The organism is Streptomyces sp. NPDC050388, assembly GCF_040655635.1.
Classification (GTDB): domain Bacteria; phylum Actinomycetota; class Actinomycetes; order Streptomycetales; family Streptomycetaceae; genus Streptomyces.
Map to the genome: position 1 here is coordinate 1 of NZ_JBFAKH010000099.1, position 24,121 is coordinate 24,121.

Below are 24,121 nucleotides of genomic sequence, written 5' to 3' on the forward strand. Positions count from 1 at the left end.
ACCGGCTCACCGGCCGCCGGGGGATGCCGCGCACCGGCCCGGTCACCCATGCCGTGATCCACCGCGTCGGCTGTCCGGTGGCGATCGTGCCGCACGACTGACGGCACGCCGGGAGGAAGTGGTCCGTGATGACGTACTGGAACGGCCACGGCATGAACGGCTGGGGCTGGTTCGCCATGTCGCTGGGCGCGGTCCTGGTCTGGGCGCTGCTGATCACCGTCGGGGTGCTCGTCGTCCGGGCCCTCGGCCGGGCTCCCGGTCCTCCGCACCCGCCCGTGGACCGCCCCGCCGCGGAACAGGTCCTCGCTGAGAGGTTCGCCCGCGGGGAGATCGACGAGGACGAGTACCGGCGCCGGCTGGCCGTCCTCCGAGGGGACGCCCCGCCTTCGGGCGGGCACTCGCCCTGATTCCTCTGGACCGGCCGACTTCTGCGGAAAGGGCGGTACCTGTCCGTGCTCGTCGTCAGAGCACGTCTCGGCCGTGCCCCCGCTGTGGTGGGTCGACATCGTCATGGACGGACCGCCCGCCAGGGCACTGGACGTGGACCCCGCCCGCGACGACGTCGTGCGCGTGCGAGGCGCGGACGAGCCCTTGGGAGCCGGGTTCGGAGGTCGCGGCGGGCCGTAGGCGGTGCGACGGTATGTGCAGGGAGTCTCGTGAGCGGCAGGACAGGAAGGCGGTGGTGACCATGGAACTCCCACTGGTGGTAGGGGTCGACGGTTCGGATTCCAGCCTCGCGGCGGTGGACTGGGCGGTGGAGGAAGCGGCGCGGCACGGGCTGCCTCTACGGTTGGTCCATGCCTCGCTGTGGGAGCGGTACGAAGGCAGCGTCCCGTCCTTCGGACGTGAGCGTCCCGCCGAAGCCGTCCTTGCCCAACACATCGCCGCCTCCGGAGCCGAACGCGCCCGGCAGCGCCGCCCGGAGGTCAAGGTGTCGAGCGACGTGCTCCCCGACGACCCCGTGTCGGCGCTGCTGGCAGCCGGAAACGAGGCGTGGTCCCTGGTCATGGGCTCACGCGGGCGCGGCGAGTTGGCCGGGCTGATGCTGGGGTCGGTCGGTCTCGCGGTGGCCGCTCGCGCGATGTGCCCGGTCATCGTGGTCCGTGGCGGGGAACGGAACCGGCAGGGGGCCTTCGGACGGGTGGTGGTCGGGGTGGGCGGCCTGCCCCACGGTCCGGGTGCGGTGCGGTTCGCCTTCCGCGAGGCCGAGGTGCGCGGCTCAGCCCTGGAAGCCGTGCGGGCCTGGCGCAGTCCGGCTCCTGAGCACGCGACCCCCCGGAACGTGGACGACGGCATGCCCGCGCCCGAGGAACGGGCGTCGGCCGGCCTTGCCGAGGCGTTGCGCGAAGCGGTACGGGAGCACCCGGACGTCGACGTACGCCGCCGACCGGTTGAGGGCCCCGCCCACAAGGCCCTTCTGGAGGCATCGGCCGAGGCCGACCTGATCGTCGTCGGAGCCCTGCGGAGGCACGGCCACTTCGGTCTCCAACTCGGCAGGGCCGCCCACACCTTGCTGCACCACGCCGAGTGCCCGGTCGCCATCGTTCCGCAACGGGGCTGAGCCCAAGGGGCGTCGCGCTCCTGCACGATCCGGCAAGGAGAGATGCGAGGGCGGTTGATGTCGGAGTGGACGTGGGAGTACGAGGGATACGACCCTGCCGCCGAGCGGTTGCGGGAATCGCTCTGCACGCTCGGCAACGGCTACTTCGCCACCCGTGGCGCGGCGCCCGAGTGCAGGGCGGGCCTGGTGCACTGCCCGGGGACCTACGCGGCCGGGTGTTACAACCGCCTCGAGTCGACCGTGGCGGGGCGCCAGGTGGTCAACGAGGACATGGTCAACCTTCCGAACTGGCTGCTGCTGCGCTTCCGTCTGCGTTGCCAGGGAGGGGCATGGGGGCCGTGGCTCATCCCGGACTCCACAGCCCTGCTCGACCACCGGCAGGTCCTGGACCTGCGCCGGGCCGTGCTCATCCGCACCTCGCGCTACCGGGACGACGCCGCAGGAACGCTCCGGGTGGAACAGATCCGCCTGGTGCACATGGGGGACCCGCATCTGGCGGCGCTGCGGACGGTGCTCACCGCCGAGGACTGGTCGGGGGATGTCGAGGTCGAGTCCGCCCTCGACGGCGATGTGATCAACGCCAACGTCCACCGTTACCGGTCTCTCAACCGGCACCACCTGGCCCGCGTACGGACCGGAGTGCAGGAGCCCGGAACGGTGTGGCTGCGCTGCCGGACCAGCGCTTCGGACATCGGGATCGCCATGGCCGCCCGGAGCGTCGTCGTGGAGCCGCCCTCGTCCTCCTCACAGCTGCGTCCCGACCGGCGCCGCGCGGTCCACCGCCTGGTGATCCCGATCGCTCCGTGCCGGCCCGTCGAGGTCGAGAAGACCGTGGCGCTGCACACCTCCCGCGACACGGCGATCGCCGACCCGCTCGAGGCGGCCGTCGACCGCGTGGCCGGCGCCCCGGACTTCTCCACGCTCCTGGAATCCCACGTCGCCGCATGGGAGCGGCTGTGGCGGCGCGCGGAGATCCGGGTGCCCGGCGAGGCAGGCCACATCCTGCGCCTGCACCTGTTCCACGTGCTGCAGACGCTGTCGCCGCACACCGCGGACCTGGACGTGGGGGTGCCTGCCCGGGGGCTGCACGGCGAGGCCTACCGGGGGCACGTCTTCTGGGACGAGCTGTTCGTGATGCCGTATCTGAACCTGCACTTCCCGGAGGTCTCCCGGGCACTGCTGACCTACCGCCACCGGCGTCTGCCGCAGGCCTGTCGCGCGGCGGCCGCGGCCGGCCGGGCCGGGGCGATGTACCCGTGGCAGTCCGGCAGCGACGGCCGTGAGGAGACCCAGCAACTGCACCTCAACCCCCGTTCGGGCCGGTGGCTACCGGATCACTCCCGGCTCCAGCACCACGTCGGCTCGGCGATCGCCTACAACGTGTGGCAGTACTGCGAGGCCAGCGGCGACACGGAGTTCCTGCACACCAAGGGCGCGGAGATGCTGCTGCAGATCGCCCGCTTCTGGGCGGACACGGCGGTCCACGACCCGGAGTCGGGCCGTTACCGCATCCGTGGGGTGGTCGGCCCCGACGAGTACCACGACGGTTACCCGGGCGCCTCCCGGCCCGGCCTGGACGACAACACGTACACCAATGTCACCGCCGCCTGGGTCATCACCCGCGCCCTGGACCTCGTACGGCGGCTTCCCGCGTGGGGCCGGGAGGAGCTGTTCGAGCACGTGTGCCTGGACCGTGACGAGCTCTTGAGATGGGAGGAGGTGTCCCGGCGGTTGCGGGTGCCGTACCACCAGGGCGTCATCAGCCAGTTCGAGGGCTACGGCGACCTCGCCGAACTGGACTGGGACGGCTACCGCGCGCGGTACGACAGCATCCGCAGACTGGACCGGATCCTCGAGGCCGAGGGCGACTCGGTCAACCGCTACAAGGCCTCCAAGCAGGCCGACGTCCTCATGCTCGGCTACCTCTTCTCGCCCACGGAACTGCAGCGGTTGTTCCGGCGGCTGGGGTACGCGATGGACGACGCGATCTGGCGCAGGACCGTCGACTACTACCTCCGGCGCACCAGTCACGGCTCCACCCTCAGCGAACTCGTCCACGGCTGGGTCCTCGTCCGGGTCAGACGGGCGGAGGCATGGCAGTACTTCCATGAGGCCCTCGAGTCGGACGTCGCCGACCTCCAGGGCGGCACGACCGGCGAAGGCATCCACCTCGGCGCCATGGCGGGGACCCTCGACCTCGTCCAGCGCGGACTGACGGGACTGGAGACCCGCGAGGACGCCCTGTGGCTCGACCCGGTGCCGCTTCCGGCGCTGTCCGAGTACGGGTTCTCCCTGCGCTACCGCGGGCACTGGGGCGTCAGCCTGCGGCGCCACAGCGGGCAGCTGGAGCTCGGCGTACCGGACTCGGAGGAATCGCCGGTCCGCGTGGTCCTGGCGGACCGGGCCGTCACCATCGCTCCCGGAGAGACCTGCACACTCCAGCTGCCGACGAGCTGATCGGCGTCGCCGACGGGAGAAGCTCGAGGTGCCGTCATGAGCCCGCCGGAGTCCAAGCCGCCGGCCGGGCGGCAGGGGCGCGGCGGACTTGGATGGACGCGACGCCGACGACGCCGACCGAGGGATGGGCACCGTGGGTACGGAGTCCCACACCGTGGACCGACACGGACATCCCGCCGGGCCGGTAACAGGAACTGCTGATCAGTGTCCGCCCGCCCACCACTGACCGGCCGAGGCCGGCTCATGGGTCGACCGGGGGCCATGCCCACGGTCAGGGACAGCGCGAACGCTCCTTCGTGGGAAAGGCGTACCGATCAGGGAGCCAGGGAGAAGTAGTTCTCCTCCTCCTGCGTGAAGTGCAGCCGCAGCACGGTGTGCAGACCGTACAGGCAGGCGCGCAGGTCCTCGAGCTGCTCGGACTTCAGTGCGCCCTGCGCTTCGGCGAGTGCCACGTGGGTGGCCACCCGCCCGGAGAGCCGTTCGATCTCGGCGTGGGCGCGGCTCATGGTCGCCGTCGTCTCGGGGCCGCCGAGTGTGGGTTCGAGAGCCGGATAGAGCTGGTGCTCCTCGGCGTACTCGTGCGGCAGCAGCCGCTCGGTGAGCAGTCGGTTCACCTCGCGCACCGACTCCAGGGCCTGCGCGTCCTGGCCGGGAGCCGAGAGCCTGGCCGCCGCGTCGCGCACGGCCTGCAACACGTCCTGCAGGTCCTCGTGCTCGGCCGCGAAGCGGTGGATCAGGGCCTCGGCGGCGGGTTCCAGGGCGGGCCGGGCCCCTTGGCCCACGTGCAGGGCACGCAGCGCGTTGAGGATGACCGCCACGTCGATTCCCTCCTGCAGCAGGGCGCCGACCGCCGGCGGCAGCAGTCCCATGGCGGCCGCGGCCATGGCCGCCAGGGACAGCAGCATGCCGCCGAGGGCGCTCTGCACGGCGATGCGGCGCGCCCGTACGGCGATCGACGTGGCGTCGGCCAGCCGGTCCACGCGGTCGGTGGTGAGGACGATGTCCGCGGCCTCGGAGGATGCGGTGGAGCCCCGTGCCCCCATCGCCACGCCGACGTCCGCGGCGGCGAGCGCGGGCGCGTCGTTCACACCGTCGCCGACCATGACGGTGACGGCGTGTCGGCGTTCCGCGCGGACCTCGGTCACCTTGTCCGCCGGGGTCAGTTCGGCCCGTACGTCGTCGAGTCCGAGGACGGCGGCGAGCTCGCGGGCGGGCTCGGGCCGGTCGCCGGTGAGCATCACGATCCGCCGGATGCCTGCCGTACGCAGCCGCCGCAGGGTCCGCGGCGCGTCGTGCCGCAGCGGATCGCGCAGCAGGACGGCCCCCACGGGCCCGTCGTCGACGGTGAGCCAGGCGACAGCGGCGCCGTCCAACAGTGCCCGGTTCTCCGCCGCCCGCGCCCAGTCCGGGACCGGCGTACCGGGCTCCAGGCGGCCGACGGTCGTCCTGTGGCCCTCGACCACGCCGTGCGCGCCCCGGCCGGCCTCCTCCGACACGTCCGTCGCCACCGACGGCTCCAGCCCGCGCTCACGGGCCGCTTCGACGATGGCGTGGGCCAGGACGTGTGGTGAGTACTGGTCGACGCCGGCCGCCAGCCGCAGCACCTCGGCGGGTTTCCAGCCGGGGCCCGCGGTCACGTCGAGAACGCGTGGGTGACCGCCGGTGAGGGTGCCGGTCTTGTCGAGCAGCAGCGTCCGGGCCCGTCCCAGGCGCTCCAGGGCGCCTCCGTCCCGGACCACCACACCCAGCCGGGACGCCCGGGACAGCCCGGAGACGATCGCCACCGGGGCGGCGAGCAGCAGCGGGCAGGGGGTGGCGACCACCAGCACGGCGACGGCCCGCACCGCGGAGCCGCTGAACAGCCAGGCCAGCCCTGCGACCGCCACCGAGAGGGGCAGGAACCATGCTGCGTAGCGGTCGGCCAGGCGGACGACGGGGGCCGCCTCCGCGCCCGCCTGCCGGGCCAGCCGCACGATCCCGGCGTAGGTACTGTCCTGCTCGGTCGCCGTGGCCCGCACTTCGAAGGCTCCGCCCGCGTTGACGACTCCGCTGCGCACGGTCTGCCCGGGCACCCGCTCCACCGGCGCCGACTCGCCCGTGAGCACCGACTCGTCGAGGACGGCCGCCGGGCCCACCACCTGCCCGTCGACCGGAACGACCTCGCCCGCGCCGACGACGAGCAGGTCCCCCACGGCGACCTCTGCGAGGGGGACCGGGCGGACCTCGGTGCCGGTGCGCCGGCGGGCGGTGCGGGGCGCGTGCGCGAGCAGCGCACGCAGGTCGTGGGAGGCACGCCGCTGGGCGGCGGCCTCCAGCGCGCGGCCGGTGGCCAGCATCAGCGCGATCAGTGCCCCGGCGAGATACTCGCCGACGGCCAGGGTGCCGCCGAGTGCCAGGACCGCGATGAGGTCCACGCCGGCGTGACCGCGCCGCAGCGCGACCAGCACCCAGCCGACCGCGGGGGCGACGGCGGAAGCCGTGCCCAGCGCCCAGCACAGGTCGGCGGCGTCGGTGTCGCCCAGCAGCCAGAGAATGCCCCCCGCCGTCAGCGCCGAGGCCGTGACGGCCAGGAGAGCGGGTTCGAGCCAGGACGTCGCCGTCTGTGCCGAGGCAAGTCCGGGTCCCGACTTCTCCGCGCCGGCCCGCCGGGAGTGGTCGGCGCGGTTGACGTGACTCATGGCAGTCCTCACCGTCGGCGGGTTCGCGGCGGGGAGCAGCCGGGAACGATGCCACCCGCCCGGCCGCGTGAGTACTTTCCTCGCCTCGCGTCCAGGATCCGACGATTCGTCGGGCGGATCCAGGGCCGCATGGCCCTCATGTTCCTCGCCCGGCCCCGGCCCGCCACGCCCAGGGCCCGTCACGGTGCTCCCCGTCGGGAATCCAGGAGTGCAGCGCGTAGCCGGCCGGACCGGGCGATGGCGAGTACGCGCGGGTGAGGTGAGCAACCCGGGTGAGGAGCGCACTTCCCCGTCCGGCTCCTGTACCTGCCTGGTCAGGGCCTGGGCGGCGGCAGGCCGACCGCCGCGGGTGCCGCAGGTACTACCCGCCGTCGTACACCGTGAACACCGCGGGGCATCGCTCTGCTCGATCTCCGCCCTCGAGCCGGAGACTTCCTGGAGGGCGCCCTCGACCAGCACCACAAGCACACCCTCACCCCAGCCGCACCCGGACCCCGGAAGATCCTCGGTGAGCGGTCGGCCCACGGGGAGCGCTGGTCGTCCGGTACACCGGCCCTCCCACCAAGCCCTGAACACGACCGCACCCGGCTGCGGCCCTCAGCATCCGCTGGAGGAGGCCCGTGACGAACGCAGTGCCCGGTCGCGGTCGTGCCCGAACAGCAGGGGGCACGTCGCGACATGCTCCGACCCGCCGGCCCTTGGCTGAATGCGTGAGGGCGTGGCATCCGGCTGGGTGGCTCGCTTTGCGCACGGACGGCGCACCGCCGTCCGTCATGCCGCCGGGTGCGCATCTCTGGCAGTGTGGCGAGGGCTCCCGCAGCGTGGAGGGCAGGGGCGTACCGGCCCGGTGGGCGGGTACGCCGAAGGAGAGGTGGGACGCATGGACAAGGACACCTCCGAACGTCGGGTGGTGGTCGGTGTCGACGGGTCGCCGTCCTCGTACGAGGCGCTACGCTGGGCCGTGCGCTACGCCGGTCTCGTCGGCGGCACCGTGGACGCGGTCGCGGTGTGGGAGCTGCCGGGCCTGTACGGCTGGTCGGCGCCCGCCGTGGACGTGGACGTCGACGAGGACGAGACCCGGCAGAAGATGGGCCGGGAGCTGACCGACGTGCTCGGCGCGGACACGGCCGACTCGGTCCGGACCCATGTGGTGCACGGCAATCCCGCCGAGGTCCTGCTGCGGGCCGCCGAAGGAGCCGAGGTCCTGGTCGTCGGAAGCCGGGGCAGGGGCGGATTCGCGCGCGCCCTGCTCGGCTCCGTCAGCCAGCACGTGTCCCAGCATGCGAGCTGCCCGGTGGTGATCGTGCGCTCCGAGAAGCAGTGACCCCGAAGCAGGGACCTGTGGCCCGGGGCGGTGCGGGGCCCCGGGGCGCCGGAACCCGCGTGGATCTCCTGCCCGGCCGCTTCGGGGACACGAGCGGCAACTCGTCGCCGGGGAGCGACCGCACCCCGGGGCCGGGCCTACGCTGCCGACCTGCCCGACTGGCCGGACAACGCCGCGCACGGCCCACGCCGCGGCGGCGCCCAGGAGATCGCAGAAGAGTGACCGGGCGTGCCCGGGAGACCCTCTGTACCCAGGCGTTGGTGAGGGGGGCGCCGCGGCGCTCGGCCTGTTGCTGAACGGCGCGGACGATGCGGGTACGGACGCGTTCGCGTCCCACGGCATAGGGGGGTTCCCGGTGCGCACGTCCCGGACGATCTGCTCCAGTTCGTCGGCGGGTGCGCGCCGACGGTGGGAACCGCCCGGCAGTACGAGCGGCTGCGTCGCCGCTGTCGCTTCTTGCGCTCGCGCAGCCCGCCCACGTCGCCCGTGCCGGGAAGCGTACGCAGCGACCACCCGTAAGCTGTCACGCCTCCTCCGCGCACCTCTGGGCAGCTCATTCGTGGGCCTTCCGAGCCATACCTGAGGAATCGTCAATCAATATCGCTATGGACATGTGCGGCAATTTTCTGCTGGGGAGTGGGCGTGAACCGTAACCCAGGGTGGATCGGCGACACATAGGCGTTAGCGTGGTGGTTGCTGACCGGGAGCCCGTGCCGGTTGGTGCTGGTTCTTGAAGCCGTCAGGAGGAAACGTGCAGGTCAGAGTGATTTCATGAAAATTCTGCACACTTCCGACTGGCACCTCGGCCGGTCGTTCCACCGGGTCGGCATGCTCGGTGCCCAGGCCGAGTTCATCGGCCACCTGGTGACGACCGTGCGCGAGCACGCCGTCGACGCGGTGGTCGTGTCGGGAGACGTGTACGACCGTGCGGTGCCGCCGCTCGCCGCGGTGGAGCTGTTCGACGACGCCCTGCACCGCCTCGCCGGCCTCGGTGTGCCGACCGTGATGATCTCCGGGAACCACGACTCGGCCCGCCGTCTCGGCGTCGGTGCCGGACTCATCGGGCGCGCGGGCATCCACCTGCGGACCGACCCCTCGACGAGCGGCACCCCCGTGATGCTGTCCGACGCGCACGGGGAGGTCGCCTTCTACGGGCTGCCCTATCTGGAACCGGCGCTGGTCAAGGACGAGTTCGGAGTGGAGAAGGCAGGCCACGGGGCAGTGCTCGCGGCCGCCATGGACCGGGTCCGCGCCGACCTCGCCGCCCGCCCGCGCGGCACCCGGTCCGTGGTCCTCGCGCATGCCTTCGTCACCGGCGGCGCACCGAGCGACAGTGAGCGGGACATCACCGTCGGCGGGGTCGCCGCCGTGCCCGCCGGAGTGTTCGACGGTGTCGACTACGTGGCGCTCGGCCATCTGCACGGCTGCCAGACCATCACCGAGCGGGTGCGCTACTCCGGCTCTCCGCTGCCCTACTCCTTCTCGGAGGCGGATCACCGCAAGAGCATGTGGCTCGTCGACCTGGCCGCCGACGGAACGGTCACCGCCGAGCGGCTCGACTGCCCGGTGCCGCGTGCCCTCGCCCGGATCCGCGGCACCCTGGAGGAACTGCTCGCCGACCCCGCCCTCGCGCGGCACCGGGATGCGTGGGTCGAGGCCACGCTCACCGACCCGGCCCGCCCCGCCGACCCCATGGCCCGGCTCACCGAACGCTTCCCGCACATCCTGAGCCTCGTCTTCGAACCCGAACGCGCGCCCGACGATCCGGCGGTGTCCTACGCCCGGCGCCTCGCCGGCCGCGACGACCAGCAGATCGCCGAAGACTTCGTCGCCCATGTGCGCGGCACCGGCCCCGACGAGCACGAGCGGGTCGTCCTGTGGGACACCGTCGACGCGGTCCGCGCCGCCGAGGCCGTGAACGAGGTGGCGCGGTGAGGTTGCACCGGCTCGACATCACCGCCTTCGGCCCCTTCGGCGGCTCACTGACCGTCGACTTCGACGAACTCTCCACCGCGGGCCTCTTCCTGCTGCACGGCCCCACCGGTGCCGGCAAGACCTCGATACTCGACGCCGTCTGCTACGCGCTGTACGGCTCCGTCCCCGGGGCCCGGCAGAGCGGGCAGGGCATGACGCTGCGCAGCGACCACGCCGCCCCCGCCACCCGCACGGGGGTCACCCTCGAACTCACCGTCGCCGGCCGTCGGCTGGAAGTCACCCGGCAGCCGCCCTGGCAGCGTCCGAAGAAGCGCGGCACCGGCACGACACTCGACAAGGCGCAGAGCCGGCTGCGCGCATACGATCCGGCGAGCCGGTCCTGGAAGGACCTCAGCCGCTCCCACCAGGAGATCGGCGAGGAGATCACCCAGCTCCTCGGCATGAGCCGGGAGCAGTTCTGCCAGGTCGTCCTGCTGCCCCAGGGCGACTTCGCGCGTTTCCTGCGCGCCGACGCGGAGGCGCGCGGCAAACTGCTCGGCCGGCTCTTCGACACCCGCCGTTTCGCCGACATGGAGAAGCACCTGGCCGAACGCCGCCGTGCCACCGAGTCCCGGGTGCGGGACGGCGACGCCGAACTGCTCGCCGACGCGCACCGGATGCAGCAGGCCGCGGGCGGGGCCATGGAGTCGGCAGACCTCGTGCCGGGCGAACCGGGGCTGGCCGAAAGCGTGTTGAGCGCGGCCGCCGTGGCCCGCAGCACCGCCCGCGAACAGCTCACCGTCGCCCACTGCCGCCTCGCCGCGGCCGAGTCCGCCCAGGCCGCCGCCGACCGGTCACTGGACGACGTACGCGAACGGGACCGGCTGCAGCGGCGGTTCGCCGAGGCACGGCAGCGCGCGGCACGGCTGGCGGAGCGGGCCGACGCCCGGCAGGAGGCGCAGTCGCGCCTGGACCGGTCCCGGAAGGCCGAGACGGTCGCCCCAGCCCTGGAACTGCGGGACTCCGCCGACGCCGAACACCGGCGGGCGGCCGACGCCGAGGCGAGTGCCCGCGCCCTGCTGCCCCCGGCCCTCAGGGACGCGGGTGCGGCCGGGCTCGCGGCCGCCGCACGCCGGACCACGGAGGAGCTGGGCGGGCTGGAGTCGGCCCGCCGCGCCGAGCGGCGGCTCACGGAACTCCTCGAGGAGCGGGCCGACCTGGACCGCCAGGAGCGTGCCGACGACGACGTGCTCGACGAGTCCGAGGCGTGGCTCACCGGCTGGGAGGAGACCCGCACCGGCCTCCAGGCCCGTGTCGAGTCCGCACAGGAGGCCGCGACCCGGGCCGGTGAGCTCGCCGTGCAACGCGACCCCGCGCACAAGCGGTTGACCGCCGCACGGCTGCGGGACCAGCTGGCCGAGGACGCCAGGAACGCCGCCGAACAGGCCCGCGCGGCCAGGGAACGGGCACTCGAGGCCAAACAGCACTGGCTCGACCTCAAGGAACAGCGGCTGGCCGGCATCGCCGCCGAACTCGCCGCGGGCCTCACCGACGGCGCCCCCTGCGCCGTCTGCGGGGCCACCGAACACCCCGCCCCCGCCCGCAAGGTCGCAGGCCATGTCGACCGCGAGGCGGAGGAGCGGGCCCTGGCCGCCCACCAGAGCGCCGAGGAGCACCGGACCGACCAGGAAGGCCGCCTCGGCGCCGTACGTGAGGCGCTGGCCGCCGCCGGAGCGGAGGCGGGGGACACGTCGACCGCTCACCTCGCCCAAGAAGTGGAGGAGTTGGAACGGCGGTACGTGCAGGCCCGGGATGCCGCCTCCGTTCTGCACTCCGCCCAGGAACAGCTGCGCCAGGCGGAACAGGAACGTGAACGACGCGTCGCCGCCCAGCGGGAGGCGGCGGTCCGGACCGCTGCCCGGGCGGGCCACCGGGAGCGGCTGGACCATGAACAGGCCGCGCTGGAGAAGGAGTTGACGCAGGCGCGGAGCGACGCGGACAGCGTGGCCGCGCGCGCCGCGCAACTGGAGCGCCGCGCCGCACAGTTCACCGACGCCGCCGACGCCGCCCGCGTCGCCGAAGGCACCGCACAGCGGCTCAAGGAGGCCGACGGCCGGCTCGCCGACGCCGCCTTCCGGGCCGGCTTCGCCACCCCGCGGGCGGCGGCCGAGGCACTTCTCGACGCGACCGCCCACCGCGAACTGCGGGACCGGCTGGAGGCCTGGCAGCAGGAGGAGGCCGCCGTACGCGCGGTGCTCGCCGAGCCGGGCACCGCGGCCGCCGCCCAGCAGCCCCCCGCCGACCTCACCGCCGCACAGCGCACCGCCGAGGACGCGGACCGCAGGACGCGCGAGGCGGCCTCCGCACGCGATGCCGCCGCCCGCCGCTGCGCCGAACTCGACCGGCTCTCCGCGCGGGCCACCGCCTCGGCGCGCCGACTGGCGCCGCTGCGCGAGGAGTACGACCGGGTGGCCCGCCTGGCAGGCCTCACCGCGGGCACCTCGGCCGACAACGAACGCAGGATGCGCCTGGAGTCCTACGTCCTGGCCGCCCGCCTGGAGCAGGTCGCCGCCGCGGCGACCGCCCGGCTGCACCGCATGTCCTCCGGCCGCTACACCCTGGTGCACTCCGACGACCGCACCGGACGCGGGCGCAGCGGCCTCGGACTGCATGTCGTGGACGCGTGGACCGGCCGGGAGCGGGACACCGCGACCCTCTCGGGCGGCGAGACCTTCTTCGCCTCGCTCGCCCTCGCGCTCGGACTCGCCGACGTCGTCACCGACGAGGCCGGCGGGGTCCGGCTGGACACCCTCTTCATCGACGAGGGCTTCGGCAGCCTCGACGACCAGACGCTCGACGAGGTCCTGGACGTCCTGGACTCCCTGCGCGAACGTGACCGCAGCGTGGGCATCGTCAGCCATGTCGCCGACCTGCGCCGCCGGGTCCACGCCCAACTCGAAGTGGTGAAGGGCCGGTCGGGCTCGACGCTGCGGCAGCACGGCGTCACCTGAGCCGAACCCGTGGGCACACCGGTGGAATCGGGCGGCGGCCCCCTCATGGCGGTGCCGGAGACGGTGCTGCCGTTCCGGACGGGCGCCGACGGCGAGGAGACAGCCTCCGACCACGACCGGGCCCGCGGGGCGGACGGCCCCGTCGACTCCTCCCGGTGGGCGACTCCACGGCCCTGACCCGGCAGGGATATCCACGTGCGCCGACCGCCTGCGCCCCTCATCATGGGCGATCATGCCCAAGCTCCCGCACCCCGCCCCCGAAGCCCTCCGCCGTGACCCACTGCCCCTGCGCGGCCGGACCGCCCTGGTCACCGGGTCCAGCCGAAGCGGCGGCATCGGACACGCGGTCGCCCGCCGTCTCGCCGCCCACGGAGCGAGCGTCTACCTCCACCATCACGTCCCGCACGACGCCGCCATGCCCTGGGGCGCCGACCGCACCGAGGACGTGATCGCCTCCGTACGGGAGGCCCTCGGCGACCCCTCGGCGCGGGTGGCCGCCGGACCGGGCGATCTCTTTGACCCGGCCGTGCCCGCCGAACTCCTCGACCGGGTCACCGACGCACTCGGCGGACGGCTGGACATCCTCGTCGCCAACCACGCTCTCAGCGGCTCCGACGGCGACCTCGACACCGTCGACGCCGCCATGCTCGACGCGCACTGGGCCGTCGACGCCCGCTCGGTGCTGCTGCTCGTCCAGGCCCACGCCCGGCACCGGGCCGCCCTGCCACCGCGCACGCCGGGCGGACGCGTGGTGATGATGACCTCCGGGCAGGACATCGCCGGCGGCATGCCCGGTGAGATCGCCTATGCCCTGCAGAAGGGCGCGCTCGCCTCGATCACCCGCTCCCTGGCGACCACGCTCGCCGAGCACGCCGTCACGGTCAACACCGTCAACCCCGGTCCGGTGGACACGGACTACCTGACCGGCGACGCCTACGAGGCCGTCGCCGCACGCTTCCCCGGCGGGCGGTGGGGGATGCCCGACGACCCCGCCCGCCTCATCGCGTGGCTGGCCACGGATGAGGCGGGCTGGGTCACGGGGCAGGTCATCGACTCAGAGGGCGGCTTTCGGCGTTGACGGCCCGGCTCACAGCGCCGACAGTTCGTCCACCAGGTCGTCCAGGCCCAGCGAGCCCTGGGACAGCGCCGCCATGTGCCACGCCTTGGGGTCGAAGGCGTCGCCGTGCCGCTTGCGGGCGTTCTCCCGGCCGAGCAGCCAGGCCCGCTCGCCGAGCTTGTATCCGATGGCCTGGCCGGGAATCGTCAGATAGCGGGTCAGCTCGCTCTCCACGAAGTCCGCGGGACGGCTGCTGTGCGCCCCGAAGAACTCCTCGGCCAGCTCCGGCGTCCAGCGCTCACCCGGGTGGAACGGCGAGTCAGCCGGGATCTCGAGCTCCAGGTGCATGCCGATGTCCACGATGACCCGGGCGGCCCGCATCATCTGCGCGTCCAGGTAACCCAGCCGCTCCTCCGCGTCCGCGAGGAACCCGAGCTCGTCCATCAGCCGCTCCGCGTACAGCGCCCAGCCCTCGGCGTTGGCGCTCACCATGCCCACGGAGGCCTGGTAGCGGGACAGGTCCTCGGCCACGTGCGCCCACTGCGCCAGCTGGAGGTGGTGGCCGGGGACGCCCTCGTGGTACCAGGTCGACACCAGGTCGTAGACCGGGAAACGGGTCAGTCCCATGGTCGGCAGCCAGGTGCGGCCCGGCCGCGAGAAGTCCTCCGACGGAGGCGTGTAGTACGGTGCCGCCGCGCTGCCCGGCGGGGCGATCCGCGACTCCACCTTCCGTACCCGCTCGGCGAGTTCGAAGTGGGTGCCGTCCAGGGACTCGATCGCCCGGTCCATCAGGCCCTGCAGCCACTCGCGGACCTCGTCGACGCCCTCGATGTGACGACCGTGCTCGTCGAGGTGCGCGAGCGCCACCCACGGCGTCTCGGCACCCGGCAGGATCTTCTCGGCCTCCTTCCTCATCTCGCCGAGCAGCCGGTGGTACTCGGCCCAGCCGTAGGCGTACGCCTCGTCCAGGTCGAGGTCGGTGCCGTTGAAGTACCGGGCCCAGCGGGCGTACCGCTCCCTGCCCACGGTCTCCGGGGCGCCCTCGATCGCCGGCGCGTACACGTCGCGCATCCAGTCCCGCAGCTCCACCACGGCCGCGGTCGCGGCGCGGGCCGCCTCGTCCAGCTCGGCGCGCAGCGCGTCGGGCCCCGCCGCGGCGAAGTCCTCGAACCAGCCGCGGCCCTCGCCGGTGTCCGCCCACTCGGTGAGCTGCCCGACGAACGCGGCGGTCGGACGCGGAGCCGCGTACAGCTTGCGCTCCAGGCCGAGTGCGAGGGACTCCCGGTAGCCCGCCAGCGCGGCCGGCACCGCGCGCAGTCGCTCGGCGACCGCCGCCCAGTCCTCCTCGGTCTCCGTCGGTGTCACGGTGAACACCTCGCGCACCGAGTGGGCCACCGTGCCCAGGTTGCCGACCGAACGCAGCCCCTCGTCGGCCTCGTACACGGCGATCTCCGCGGTGAGCCGCTCCCGCAGCAGCCGGGCGCAGCGGCGCTCGATGCCGCTGTCCGCGCCGGGCCGGGACTCGGCCTCGTCGAGCCGGGCGAGCGTGGCCCGCTGGAGTTCCGCGAGCGCAGCCTGGCCCGCGGGCGAGAGGTCGGGCAGACGGCTGGAACTCTCCTGCACGCCGAGATACGTACCGGTGACCGGGTCGAGGGCGATGAGCTCGTCGACGTAGGCGTCGGCGACCTCGCGGGGCAGTGGGCTGTTGGTCTGTGACATGCGGACCATCCTGGTACGCGGCCCGCCGCCCGTCACCCGGTTTGAGCCGAGGGCGAAGGCGGCAGCAACGGACCGCAGTCCCACTGCTGGAAGATCAGCCGGGTCTCCACGCGCGCGACCTCCCGCCGCGACGTGAACCCGTCCAGCACCAGCCGCTGCAGATCCGTCATGTCCGCGACCGCGACATGGATCAGATAGTCGTCCGGTCCGGTCAGATGGAAGACGGTCAGCGACTCCGGCAGTGCCCTGATCCGCTCCACGAACGGTCCCACCAGCTCCCGCCGGTGCGGCCTGACCTGCACCGACAGCAGCGCCTGAAGTCCCCGCCCCAGCTTGGCCGGGTCCAGTTTCAGCCGGTGCCCGAGGATCACGCCGGAGCGCCGCAGCCGGGTCACCCGGTCCAGGCAGGTCGACGGCGCGACCCCGACCTGCGCGGCGAGGTCCCGGTACGTCGTCCGGGCGTCGTTCTGCAGCAACCCCAGCAGACGCAGGTCCACCGGATCCAGTACGACGGATTCAGCCATGGGCCGAACGTAGCACGGGGATCACCGCCGACAGCCCCTCCTGTGTTCACCCTTCGGTCCATGGACTGGGACAAGGACGTACGCGCGGACACGCGCAGCAGCACGAGAGCACTCGCCACCGAGGCCGTGCACGCCGGCCGGGACGACCTCGCCCGGCAGGGACTGCACGCCCCGCCGATCGACCTGTCCACCACCTACCCCTCGTACGACAGCCGCGGTGAGGCCGCCCGCATCGACTCCTTCGCCGCCACCGGCGCGGAACCGGACGGCCCGCCCGTCTACGGGCGGCTCGGCAACCCGACCGTCGCCCGCTTCGAGACCGCCCTGGCCCGCCTGGAGGGCACCGAGGCCGCGGTCGCGTTCGCCAGCGGCATGGCCGCGCTCAGCGCCGTCCTGCTGGTGCGCGGCTCCATGGGCCTGCGCCACGTCGTCGCCGTACGCCCCCTGTACGGGTGCAGCGACCACCTGCTGACCGCCGGGTTGCTCGGCTCCGAGGTGACGTGGACCGACCCGGCCGGGGTCGCCGACGCGCTGCGCCCGGACACCGGTCTGGTCCTGGTGGAGTCGCCGGCCAACCCGACCCTCGCCGAGGTCGATCTGCGGGCCGTCGCCCACGCCTGCGGCTCGGTGCCGCTGCTCGTCGACAACACCTTCGCCACCCCGGTCCTCCAGCGCCCGGCCGGGCACGGGGCGCGGCTGGTGCTGCACAGCGCCACCAAGTACCTCGGCGGGCACGGCGACGTACTGGCCGGCGTGGTGGCCTGCGACGAGGAGTTCGCGGGACGGCTGCGGCAGATACGGTTCGCGACCGGTGGCGTGCTGCATCCGCTGGCGGGCTATCTGCTGCTGCGGGGCCTGTCGACGCTTCCGGTACGCGTCCGGGCCGCGTCGGCCAACGCCGCCGAACTCGCCCGTCGGCTCGCCGCCGATCCGCGCGTGGCCCGTGTGCACTACCCGCGCATCGGCGGGGCGATGGTCTCCTTCGAGGTGCAGGGGGACCCGCACGAGGTGATCGGCGGGGTACGGCTCATCACCCCGGCGGTGAGCCTCGGCAGCGTGGACACCCTCATCCAGCACCCGGCGTCCATCAGCCACCGCATCGTCGACGCCGACGACCGCAGGGACGCGGGAGTGAGCGACCGGCTGCTGCGGCTGTCGGTCGGCCTGGAGGACGTCGAGGACCTGTGGGCGGACCTGAACGGTGCGCTGGGGGAGCGGGCCGGGGTACCGGAGGACATCCGCACGCGTGGGACGGCCGGCCGGCCGGGGGTGCCCGCTCAGAACTGAGCGCGGGCTGTGCCCCGCGCGGATGCCGAACGGTCCGGCGGACACCGCCGGACCGTTTTGTCCCGCCCCAGGTGTCCCACGTCAGGCGTCCCGCGTCACGGGGCCGGTGGTGCGGTGGTCCACTACCGGCGGCCGGTCCGTGAGCCGTGCTCCCGCTCCTCCTGCGCGTGGCGGGCCCGTGCCGGGTCCAGGCGCGCGGTGACGACGAGGGTGCTCTCCTCGACCTGGTAGTCGAGGGGCAGGCCCAGCCCGCGCATCGCGGCGACCATCCCGGTGTTGGACGCCTGCGTCACGGCGTAGACATGGGCGCACCCCGCCTCGGTGGCCATCGACACCAGCCGGGTCAGGAGCTCGGTGCCGAGGCCCCGGCGCTGCCAGGCGTCCTCGACGAGCAGTGCCACCTCGGTCTCGTCGCCGTCCCACAGCAGGTGACCGAGGCCGACGATGCGGCCGGAGGCGGTCCGTACGGCGAGCGTACGGCCGAAGCGGGGACCGAGCAGGTGATTCAGGTAGCGGTCCGCGTCGCCGACCGGTCCGTGATACCGCCGGCGCAGGGTCTCGGGCGAGCACCGCTCGTGCATCGCCCGCGCCGCCTCCAGGTCGCCGGTGTCCGCCCGGCCCACGGTGATGTCGCTGCCCTCGGGGAGGGTGAGGACGTCCTGGCCGCGCGGGACCCGGGGGCCGAGCCGGGCGTCCAGCTCCACCAGGGCCCGTGCTCGGGCGAACTCGGTGGGCGTGAAGGGCAGATGCGGTCGCTCCACGGTGAGCACGCCGCCCTCCGGGGCGCGCAGTCGCATCACGGTGTCCTCCAGGGTCCCCTCCACCGGGACGCCCTCCGGCGCCGACCGTCCGCCGCCCGGGGCGGCAGGCAGTGAACGGATCGTGCACCGCCCCAGCAACTGCCGTAGTGCCAGCGGAAGTTCCGCGCCGTCCAGGGCCGTGCGCGCGGCGAGTTCCAGCATCCGGGTCGGGGCGTCCACCAGATCGTGGGCGTCGGCCCGCTCGGTCCAGGTGTCCGTGCCCCCGGCGCCCGTCACCGCCGTCGTGAGACCGGTGGCGGTCAGGTCGGCCGGGGCGCGCAGCAGGAACTCGTCGACCGTGGCCTCGCCCAGCGGGTGCGTCTGCAGGCTCAGGATGTCGACCCTGTGCTCGGCCAGCGCCGTGCACAGGGCGGCCAGCGCGCCCGGTTCGTCACGTACCGTCGTCCGCATCCGCCACAGGGCGCTCTTCGGCGGCCGGTTTTCCGAGACCCCGTCGGCATCGGGTGCCGGCGGGGCGTGACCGTGGCGGCGTGCCCACCAACTGTGGAACGCCGCCGTGAAGCGTGTGGTCGGTCCCCCCTCCGGCTGTCCCTGCGCGGGACGGCCGTGCCGGGTGTGCGTCACGTCGGACATGTCTCGGCTCATGCGGCCACTGTGAAGGAATCGTGTTTCGCGGCCGCCAACACGCCGTGACTGATGAGTAAAGAGTTCTTATGGGGCTTATCGCCCCCTTGTCGCTTCGCGGATCGATCGGTCCCGACCGCAGTTGTCCGGTGGGGAGCACGGTGTCGTCCTGGAACTCCCCGCCGCGCCGTTCAGCGGCTGCCGTCGAGGAGGACGCGGGCGACCAGTGCCGGGTCGTCGTTCATGGGGACGTGGCCGCAGCCGGGCAGCCGGATCAGCCGCGCCCGGGGAATCACCCGCTTGGCGCGGACCCCCTGGCGGGGGATGAGCAGCCGGTCGCGGACGCCCCAGGCGACGGTGACCGGGACGCCGGGCACATCGTCGGTGAACCGCACCGCGGTGCCCGCCCGGAGCGTCTCGGTGAAGCCGGTGGCACCGGCCAGCGCGAGCGTCTCGGCGACCACCGCCTCGGGCGAACGGCGTCCCGGACGGGCGTAGACGGTGCTGGTCAGCACCGCTCGCCCGGCCGCCGAGCGGGCGAGCCGCTCGACCAGCGGCAGCGGCATCCGCTCCGCGACGCGCCGCATCCCGATCAGTACGCCGAAGGCGTAGCGCCGCTCGGCCTGCGTCCAGAACCCGGCGGGGGACAGCGCGGTGACGGACCGTACGAGGTTCTGGCGGCCGAGCTCCAGCGCCAGAAGCCCGCCGAGCGAGTTGCCCGCGACATGCGGCCGGTCGAGCCCCAGCTCCTCGCACAGGGCGCCCAGGGCGGCGTTCATGGTGGGCAGGTCGTGGGCGAGGCCGTCCGGCAGCGCCGGGGAGGCGCCGAAGCCGGGCAGGTCCACGGCGATCACCTCGCGCTCGGTGGCGAGGATGTCCACGACCGGGTCCCAGGCCTGACGGTGGTGACCGATGCCGTGCAGCAGGAGCAGCGGTTCGCCGCGGCCCACGCGCGCGTAGGAGAGGGTCACGGTCTGCGGGCCGTGCGGAGAGGTGACCTCGAACGAGACGGTCGCGGACATGAAGGTGCTCCTCGTCTGGGACTCGCGGTGGGACGCCGTCTGACGCCGCCTGAACGTCGTAGACAGCTTGTCAGCAATTACTACCGGCGGGTAGCCCCCGGGCCCGGTTCCGGGCTCCGGCTCCGCGAGGCGCCCGAATCCGCCTGGACACGGGCCGTACAGGTCGGTTGGGATGGGGAGGTGAGCACCGACACCGTGACCGATGCCTTCGAAGAGCACCGTCCCGTCCTCCAGGGGGTGGCCTACCGCATGCTCGGCCGGGTGGCCGACGCCGAGGACGTGGTTCAGGAGGCGTGGCTGCGCTGGGCGGGCGGGGGCCGGGCCGATGTCCGCGAGCCGCGCGCCTACCTGGTACGTGTCACCACCCGCCTGGCCATCGACCGGCTGCGTCAGATCAAGGCGCGGGGCGAGACGTACGTCGGCCCGTGGCTGCCCGAGCCGTATGCCACCGACTTCGGCGACACCGCCCCGGACACCGCCGAACAGGCGGTGCTCGCCGACTCGGTCTCGCTCGCCGTCCTGGTCGTCATGGAGTCCCTGTCCCCGCTGGAGCGCGCGGTGTTCGTCCTGCGCGAGGCGTTCGGCTACCCCTACGCCGACATCGCCGCCATGCTCGACCGCGGCGAACCGGCGGTGCGTCAGCTCGCCGTGCGGGCCCGCAGGCACGTCGAGGACCGGCGTCCGCGCTACGAGGTCGACCCCGCCCGGCGCCGCGAACTGACCGAGCGGTTCCTGGCGGCGGCCGGCGGCGGTGATCTGGAGGGACTCCTGGAACTGCTCGCCCCCGACGTGCGTCTCGTCAGCGACAGCGGCGGCAAGGTCTCCGCCGCGCTGCGCGTCCTGGAGACCGCCGACAAGGTGGGCCGCTTCGTGCTCGGCGTCGCCCGCAAGAGCCTCCGGGGCGACTTCTCGGCCCGCTTCCTGGAACTCAACGGAGGTCCCGCGGCGCTGCTCCTCGTCGGCGGCGCGCCCGACTCCGTCGTCCAGCTGGACGTCGCCGACGGGCACGTCCGGGCGATCTACGTCATCCGCAACCCCGACAAGCTGCGTTCGCTGGTGGCGGCCCGGTAGGGGTTCGGTAGGGGTTCGGTCACCCGGCGACGGAGCCCGCGTCATCCGGCGTGGGCCCCCTCGTCATGTCCGATTGGTATTGACCAAGGGTGGAGGCCACCATATGGTCGCAGATAAGTGAAACAACCTTTAATAAACAAGGGCGCGAAAACGCCACCGGACCTGACGATCGCGGAGGACAGGGTGGGGACCACGCAGTTGGACACGGTGCCGGAACCGAAGTACTGGCACCTCAGGACCGTGCTCAGCGAGGCGCTGGACTCGGAGTTCTCCGTGGGCGAGATCCTGCCCAACGAGCGCGACCTCGCCGCCCGCTTCGGCGTGGCCCGCGCCACCCTGCGCCAGGCACTGGAGCAGCTGGAACTGGAAGGCAGGCTGGAGCGCCGCCGCGGTGTGGGCACCACCGTCGCCCCGCCGCGCATGGGTGTGGCCGTCGGTACGGCGCAGCACGCCTGGCCGGGCGGGCCCGACGACGCCTGGCAGACCCTGGACTGCGCACTCGAGGTGCCGCCCGCGGCCGTCAGCGAGGCCCTGGTGACCGGCCGGGACGAGCCCGTGCACACCGTTCGGCGGTCCCGGGTGTCCCGGGGCCGGCCCGTCGCCACCGAACTGCTGTACGTCCCGGCGGTCTCGGTGCCCGGCCTCTCCGCCATCGACGCCCCGTCCGGTGCGGCACGCGCGCGTGCCGTACTGCGGGAACTGCGCCACCTGGAGCTGGAGCGGCACGAGAACGCGGTGGAGCTCGGCTCCGCCCGCGCGGACGAGGCCAGGGAGCTGGACCGGCTGCCGGGCGCGCCCGTCCTCGTCGTCACCACCCGCTTCATCGCCCGGGGCCGGGTCTCCGCGCTCTCCGTGGCCACCTACCGCGCGGACACCTGCCGGCTGACCTTCGGCGACTCCGGAGGAGTGGAGATCGACCACGGTCCCGAACGCCGCGCTTCCTGACCACCGCGCTTCCGGGCGTTCCGGGTGCGGGCGGGGCGAGGCCGGTGACGGGACCGCCCGGCCACCGCCTACCGGCGGGCCGTCACCGTGCCTTCCACGGCGAAGAGTTGCTCTTCCACATGGTCCAGGGCGAGCCGCACCGCGCCCGTCGCCACCGCCGCCTCCCCGAGACGGGACAGCGCGACCTTCGGCGGACGCAGGCAGTAGCGGGCCAGTTCACGCCGCAGCGGCTCCAGGACCCCGTCCAGCCCCGCCGCCCAGCCGCCGATCACGACGAGTTCCGGGTCGAGGGCCAGCACCAGCGCCGCCACGTCGTGGACCAGCCGCTGGATGAAGCGGTCCATGGCCGCGCGGGCCCGCTTGTCGCCCTCGCGGGCCTGGGCGAAGACCTCGGCCACCGCCTGCTCGTCGAGCGGGTGCAGCGGCTCGTCCGTGGTGGACAGCAACTTCTCGGGGGTCGCCCCGCGGCCCAGCAGATGCAGCGCCCCGATCTCGCCGGCCGCCCCGCCGTACCCCCGGTGCAGCCGCCCCCCGATCAGTGAACCGGCGCCGGGACTCAGCCCGGCCAGCACGAACACCACGTCGTCGGTTCCGGTGGCGACGCCCTTCCAATGTTCGGCCACGACCGCCGCGTTGGCGTCGTTCTCGACCAGCACCGGGCACGGGAAGGACCGGCTCAGCCGCTCGCCCAGCCCCAGCCCCGTCCACCCGGGCAGCGCCGTGCCCAGCCGTACCGTGCCGTCCGCCTCGACGATCCCGGGCGTCCCCACGCCCACGGCCCGCAGCGAGTCGCGCGGCACCCCGGCCCGGCGCAGCAACTCGGCGACGGCGGCGCGCAGCCGCTCCAACCGCCCGTCGGCGTCGACCCGTTCACCGACCTCCTTGGCCTGGACGCCGATCACCCGGCCGTCCAGATCGGCCAGCAGCGCGGCCACCCGGTGCGGCCCGATCTCCAGGCCCAGGAGATGCCCGGCCTCGGCCCGGAACCGGAACCTCCGGGCCGGCCGCCCCTGCCGCCGCGCCGCCCCCTCCTCGGCCGCCGCCTCCACGACGAGACCCGCCTCGATCAGGCCCTCCACGACGCCCTCGACGGTGGGCCGTGACAACCCCGTCACCCTGGTGACCTCGGTCAGCGTCGCGCAGTCCGTGGCCCGCAACGCGTGCAGCACCACCGCGGAGTTGATCCTCCGCAACAGCGAGGGATCCCCGCCGGTCAGCCGACTCACCGTCCGTCCTCCCAGCTCGTGCGCGTGTGGGCCGGATGGTACTCGGTGCGGCACACCCCGGCGACCTCCGGGCGGAACCTCGCGGTCCGCCCGCGGGCAGCCGCCCCGGCCCGCCCAGGGAGGCGGCTCATCCCGGCGCCACGAACTCCGACTCGTACGCCGCGATCACCGCCTGCGTGCGGTCGCGCGCCCCGAGCTTCGCCAGCACGGCGCTCACATGCGACTTCACCGTCTCCGTGCCCACCACCAGCCGGGCGGCGATCTCCGCGTTCGACAGCCCCCGGGCCATCAGCCGCAGCACCTCCGCCTCGCGCTCGGTCAGCCGCGCCCGCGCCAGCACGTCCCGCGCCGCGCGATTGCCGCCGTCGTCGCCGTACTCGGCCGCGAGTCGGCGCACCGAGGAACCATGGCCGTGTCGGCGGAGTTCCAGAACGGCGCCCTGCGCGTCTCGCTGGCGGCGGTTCCGCAGCGCGGCCGCTGGTTCGCCGCCAAGGTGGTGGCGATCGCCGTACCGGCGCTCGTCGCCGGGCTGCTGACCGCCCTCGCCGCGCTCCTCGCGGCACGCGCGGGACTGGGCTCCCTGGCGGACGGTCTCACCGGGGGCGAACAGGTGCGCGGGGTCGTGGGCTGCGGTGTCTACCTCATGCTGATGGCCCTGTTCGCCGCGGGCCTCACGACCCTGCTGCGCAGCGGGGTGGCCACGCTGTCCGTGCTGATCCCGTTCATCGTCGTCGTGTCCTTCGTGATCGGCGACGCGGCCGGTCCCGTCGTCGACTTCCTGCCCGACCGGGCCGGACAGCTGGTCTTCCAGGGGGTGTCGCCGAGATACGGGTCAAAGGGGCAATGAAGCCTTCTCGGCAACGTGACGGTTGCGGTGCGTGATGATGCCGGACGGCGGGATGGCGACTCGGCGTCAGACATGAGTGAAGCCCCTGGTAGG

Annotated in this window: 16 protein-coding genes and 4 pseudogenes; 12 read left to right on the forward strand and 8 right to left on the reverse strand. The window is 73.6% G+C overall.

The genetic code is table 11. The features are described 5' to 3' along the window. Positions 1-128: 128 nt before the first annotated feature. The 3 genes from AB0I73_RS34895 to AB0I73_RS34905 all read left to right on the forward strand — a co-directional run bounded on the left by AB0I73_RS34895 (position 129) and on the right by AB0I73_RS34905 (position 4,018). Positions 129-407, forward strand: coding sequence for an SHOCT domain-containing protein (locus tag AB0I73_RS34895; protein WP_363044272.1), 279 nt, complete (start codon positions 129-131; stop codon positions 405-407). A gap of 281 nt (positions 408-688) precedes the next feature. Continuing rightward, positions 689-1,561 (forward strand): universal stress protein, encoded by an 873-nt coding sequence (locus AB0I73_RS34900; RefSeq protein ID WP_363044300.1) that lies wholly within the window; start codon positions 689-691, stop codon positions 1,559-1,561. Between the two features lie 57 nt (positions 1,562-1,618). After that, positions 1,619-4,018, forward strand: coding sequence for a glycosyl hydrolase family 65 protein (locus AB0I73_RS34905; RefSeq protein ID WP_363044302.1), 2,400 nt, complete (start codon positions 1,619-1,621; stop codon positions 4,016-4,018). A gap of 314 nt (positions 4,019-4,332) precedes the next feature. Here AB0I73_RS34905 and AB0I73_RS34910 read toward each other — a convergent pair whose 3' ends face one another. Further along, positions 4,333-6,696, reverse strand: a complete 2,364-nt coding sequence (locus AB0I73_RS34910; protein WP_363044274.1) for a heavy metal translocating P-type ATPase — start codon at positions 6,694-6,696, stop codon at positions 4,333-4,335. A gap of 880 nt (positions 6,697-7,576) precedes the next feature. On the opposite strand from AB0I73_RS34910, the gene AB0I73_RS34915 reads away from it, so the two are divergent. Beyond that, a complete protein-coding gene (locus AB0I73_RS34915; RefSeq protein ID WP_363044276.1) occupies positions 7,577-8,020 on the forward strand; it encodes a universal stress protein in 444 nt (147 codons plus the stop codon). A gap of 217 nt (positions 8,021-8,237) precedes the next feature. On the opposite strand, the pseudogene AB0I73_RS34920 reads toward AB0I73_RS34915, so the two are convergent. After that, a pseudogene (locus AB0I73_RS34920) lies at positions 8,238-8,455 on the reverse strand (AAA family ATPase); the annotation flags it as partial. Between the two features lie 336 nt (positions 8,456-8,791). On the opposite strand from AB0I73_RS34920, the gene AB0I73_RS34925 reads away from it, so the two are divergent. The 4 genes and pseudogenes from AB0I73_RS34925 (at position 8,792) to AB0I73_RS34940 (ending at position 14,023) form a co-directional block, all read left to right on the forward strand. After that, positions 8,792-9,955 (forward strand): exonuclease SbcCD subunit D, encoded by a 1,164-nt coding sequence (locus tag AB0I73_RS34925; RefSeq protein WP_363044278.1) that lies wholly within the window; start codon positions 8,792-8,794, stop codon positions 9,953-9,955. Beyond that, entirely contained in the window at positions 9,952-12,945 is a 2,994-nt protein-coding gene (locus AB0I73_RS34930; RefSeq protein ID WP_363044280.1) for an SMC family ATPase, read from the forward strand. The genes AB0I73_RS34925 and AB0I73_RS34930 overlap by 4 nt, the downstream gene beginning before the upstream one ends. A gap of 45 nt (positions 12,946-12,990) precedes the next feature. Then, positions 12,991-13,121 (forward strand): annotated as a pseudogene (locus AB0I73_RS34935) (hypothetical protein); the annotation flags it as partial. 56 nt (positions 13,122-13,177) lie between these two features. Next, the gene (locus AB0I73_RS34940) at positions 13,178-14,023 is read left to right on the forward strand and encodes an SDR family oxidoreductase (RefSeq protein ID WP_363044282.1); all 846 of its coding nucleotides are present in this window, start codon (positions 13,178-13,180) and stop codon (positions 14,021-14,023) included. A 9-nt stretch (positions 14,024-14,032) separates the two neighbouring features. On the opposite strand, the gene AB0I73_RS34945 is transcribed toward AB0I73_RS34940, so the two are convergent. Together AB0I73_RS34945 and AB0I73_RS34950 are read right to left on the reverse strand one after the other, a co-directional pair. Beyond that, on the reverse strand, positions 14,033-15,721 hold the full coding sequence (locus AB0I73_RS34945; protein ID WP_363044284.1) for a DUF885 domain-containing protein: 1,689 nt from the start codon (positions 15,719-15,721) through the stop codon (positions 14,033-14,035). Between the two features lie 32 nt (positions 15,722-15,753). Continuing rightward, positions 15,754-16,245: an Lrp/AsnC family transcriptional regulator gene (locus AB0I73_RS34950; protein WP_363044286.1), complete on the reverse strand. Its 492-nt coding sequence runs from the start codon at positions 16,243-16,245 to the stop codon at positions 15,754-15,756. Positions 16,246-16,305: 60 nt separating this feature from the next. On the opposite strand from AB0I73_RS34950, the gene AB0I73_RS34955 reads away from it, so the two are divergent. Continuing rightward, positions 16,306-17,532: a PLP-dependent transferase gene (locus AB0I73_RS34955; protein ID WP_363044288.1), complete on the forward strand. Its 1,227-nt coding sequence runs from the start codon at positions 16,306-16,308 to the stop codon at positions 17,530-17,532. Positions 17,533-17,654: 122 nt separating this feature from the next. Here the strand turns inward: AB0I73_RS34955 and AB0I73_RS34960 are convergent, their stop codons facing one another. Both AB0I73_RS34960 and AB0I73_RS34965 read right to left on the reverse strand, forming a co-directional pair. Continuing rightward, positions 17,655-18,938 (reverse strand): GNAT family N-acetyltransferase, encoded by a 1,284-nt coding sequence (locus AB0I73_RS34960; protein ID WP_363044290.1) that lies wholly within the window; start codon positions 18,936-18,938, stop codon positions 17,655-17,657. Between the two features lie 170 nt (positions 18,939-19,108). Next, positions 19,109-19,939 carry an alpha/beta fold hydrolase gene (locus AB0I73_RS34965; protein WP_363044292.1) on the reverse strand — a complete coding sequence of 277 codons (831 nt, stop codon included), beginning with the start codon at positions 19,937-19,939 and terminating at the stop codon, positions 19,109-19,111. Between the two features lie 180 nt (positions 19,940-20,119). On the opposite strand from AB0I73_RS34965, the gene AB0I73_RS34970 reads away from it, so the two are divergent. Beyond that, positions 20,120-21,010: an RNA polymerase sigma-70 factor gene (locus AB0I73_RS34970; protein ID WP_363044294.1), complete on the forward strand. Its 891-nt coding sequence runs from the start codon at positions 20,120-20,122 to the stop codon at positions 21,008-21,010. Positions 21,011-21,193: 183 nt separating this feature from the next. Then, the gene (locus tag AB0I73_RS34975) at positions 21,194-21,955 is read left to right on the forward strand and encodes a GntR family transcriptional regulator (RefSeq protein ID WP_363044296.1); all 762 of its coding nucleotides are present in this window, start codon (positions 21,194-21,196) and stop codon (positions 21,953-21,955) included. A gap of 68 nt (positions 21,956-22,023) precedes the next feature. Here AB0I73_RS34975 and AB0I73_RS34980 read toward each other — a convergent pair whose 3' ends face one another. Continuing rightward, the gene (locus AB0I73_RS34980) at positions 22,024-23,181 is read right to left on the reverse strand and encodes an ROK family protein (protein ID WP_363044298.1); all 1,158 of its coding nucleotides are present in this window, start codon (positions 23,179-23,181) and stop codon (positions 22,024-22,026) included. Positions 23,182-23,308: 127 nt separating this feature from the next. Further along, a pseudogene (locus AB0I73_RS34985) lies at positions 23,309-23,584 on the reverse strand (helix-turn-helix transcriptional regulator); the annotation flags it as partial. Between AB0I73_RS34985 and AB0I73_RS34990 the strand changes: the two are divergent. Then, a pseudogene (locus AB0I73_RS34990) lies at positions 23,582-23,986 on the forward strand (ABC transporter permease); the annotation flags it as partial. The pseudogenes AB0I73_RS34985 and AB0I73_RS34990 sit on opposite strands and share 3 nt — an antisense overlap. Between the last annotated feature and the right edge of the window lie 135 nt (positions 23,987-24,121).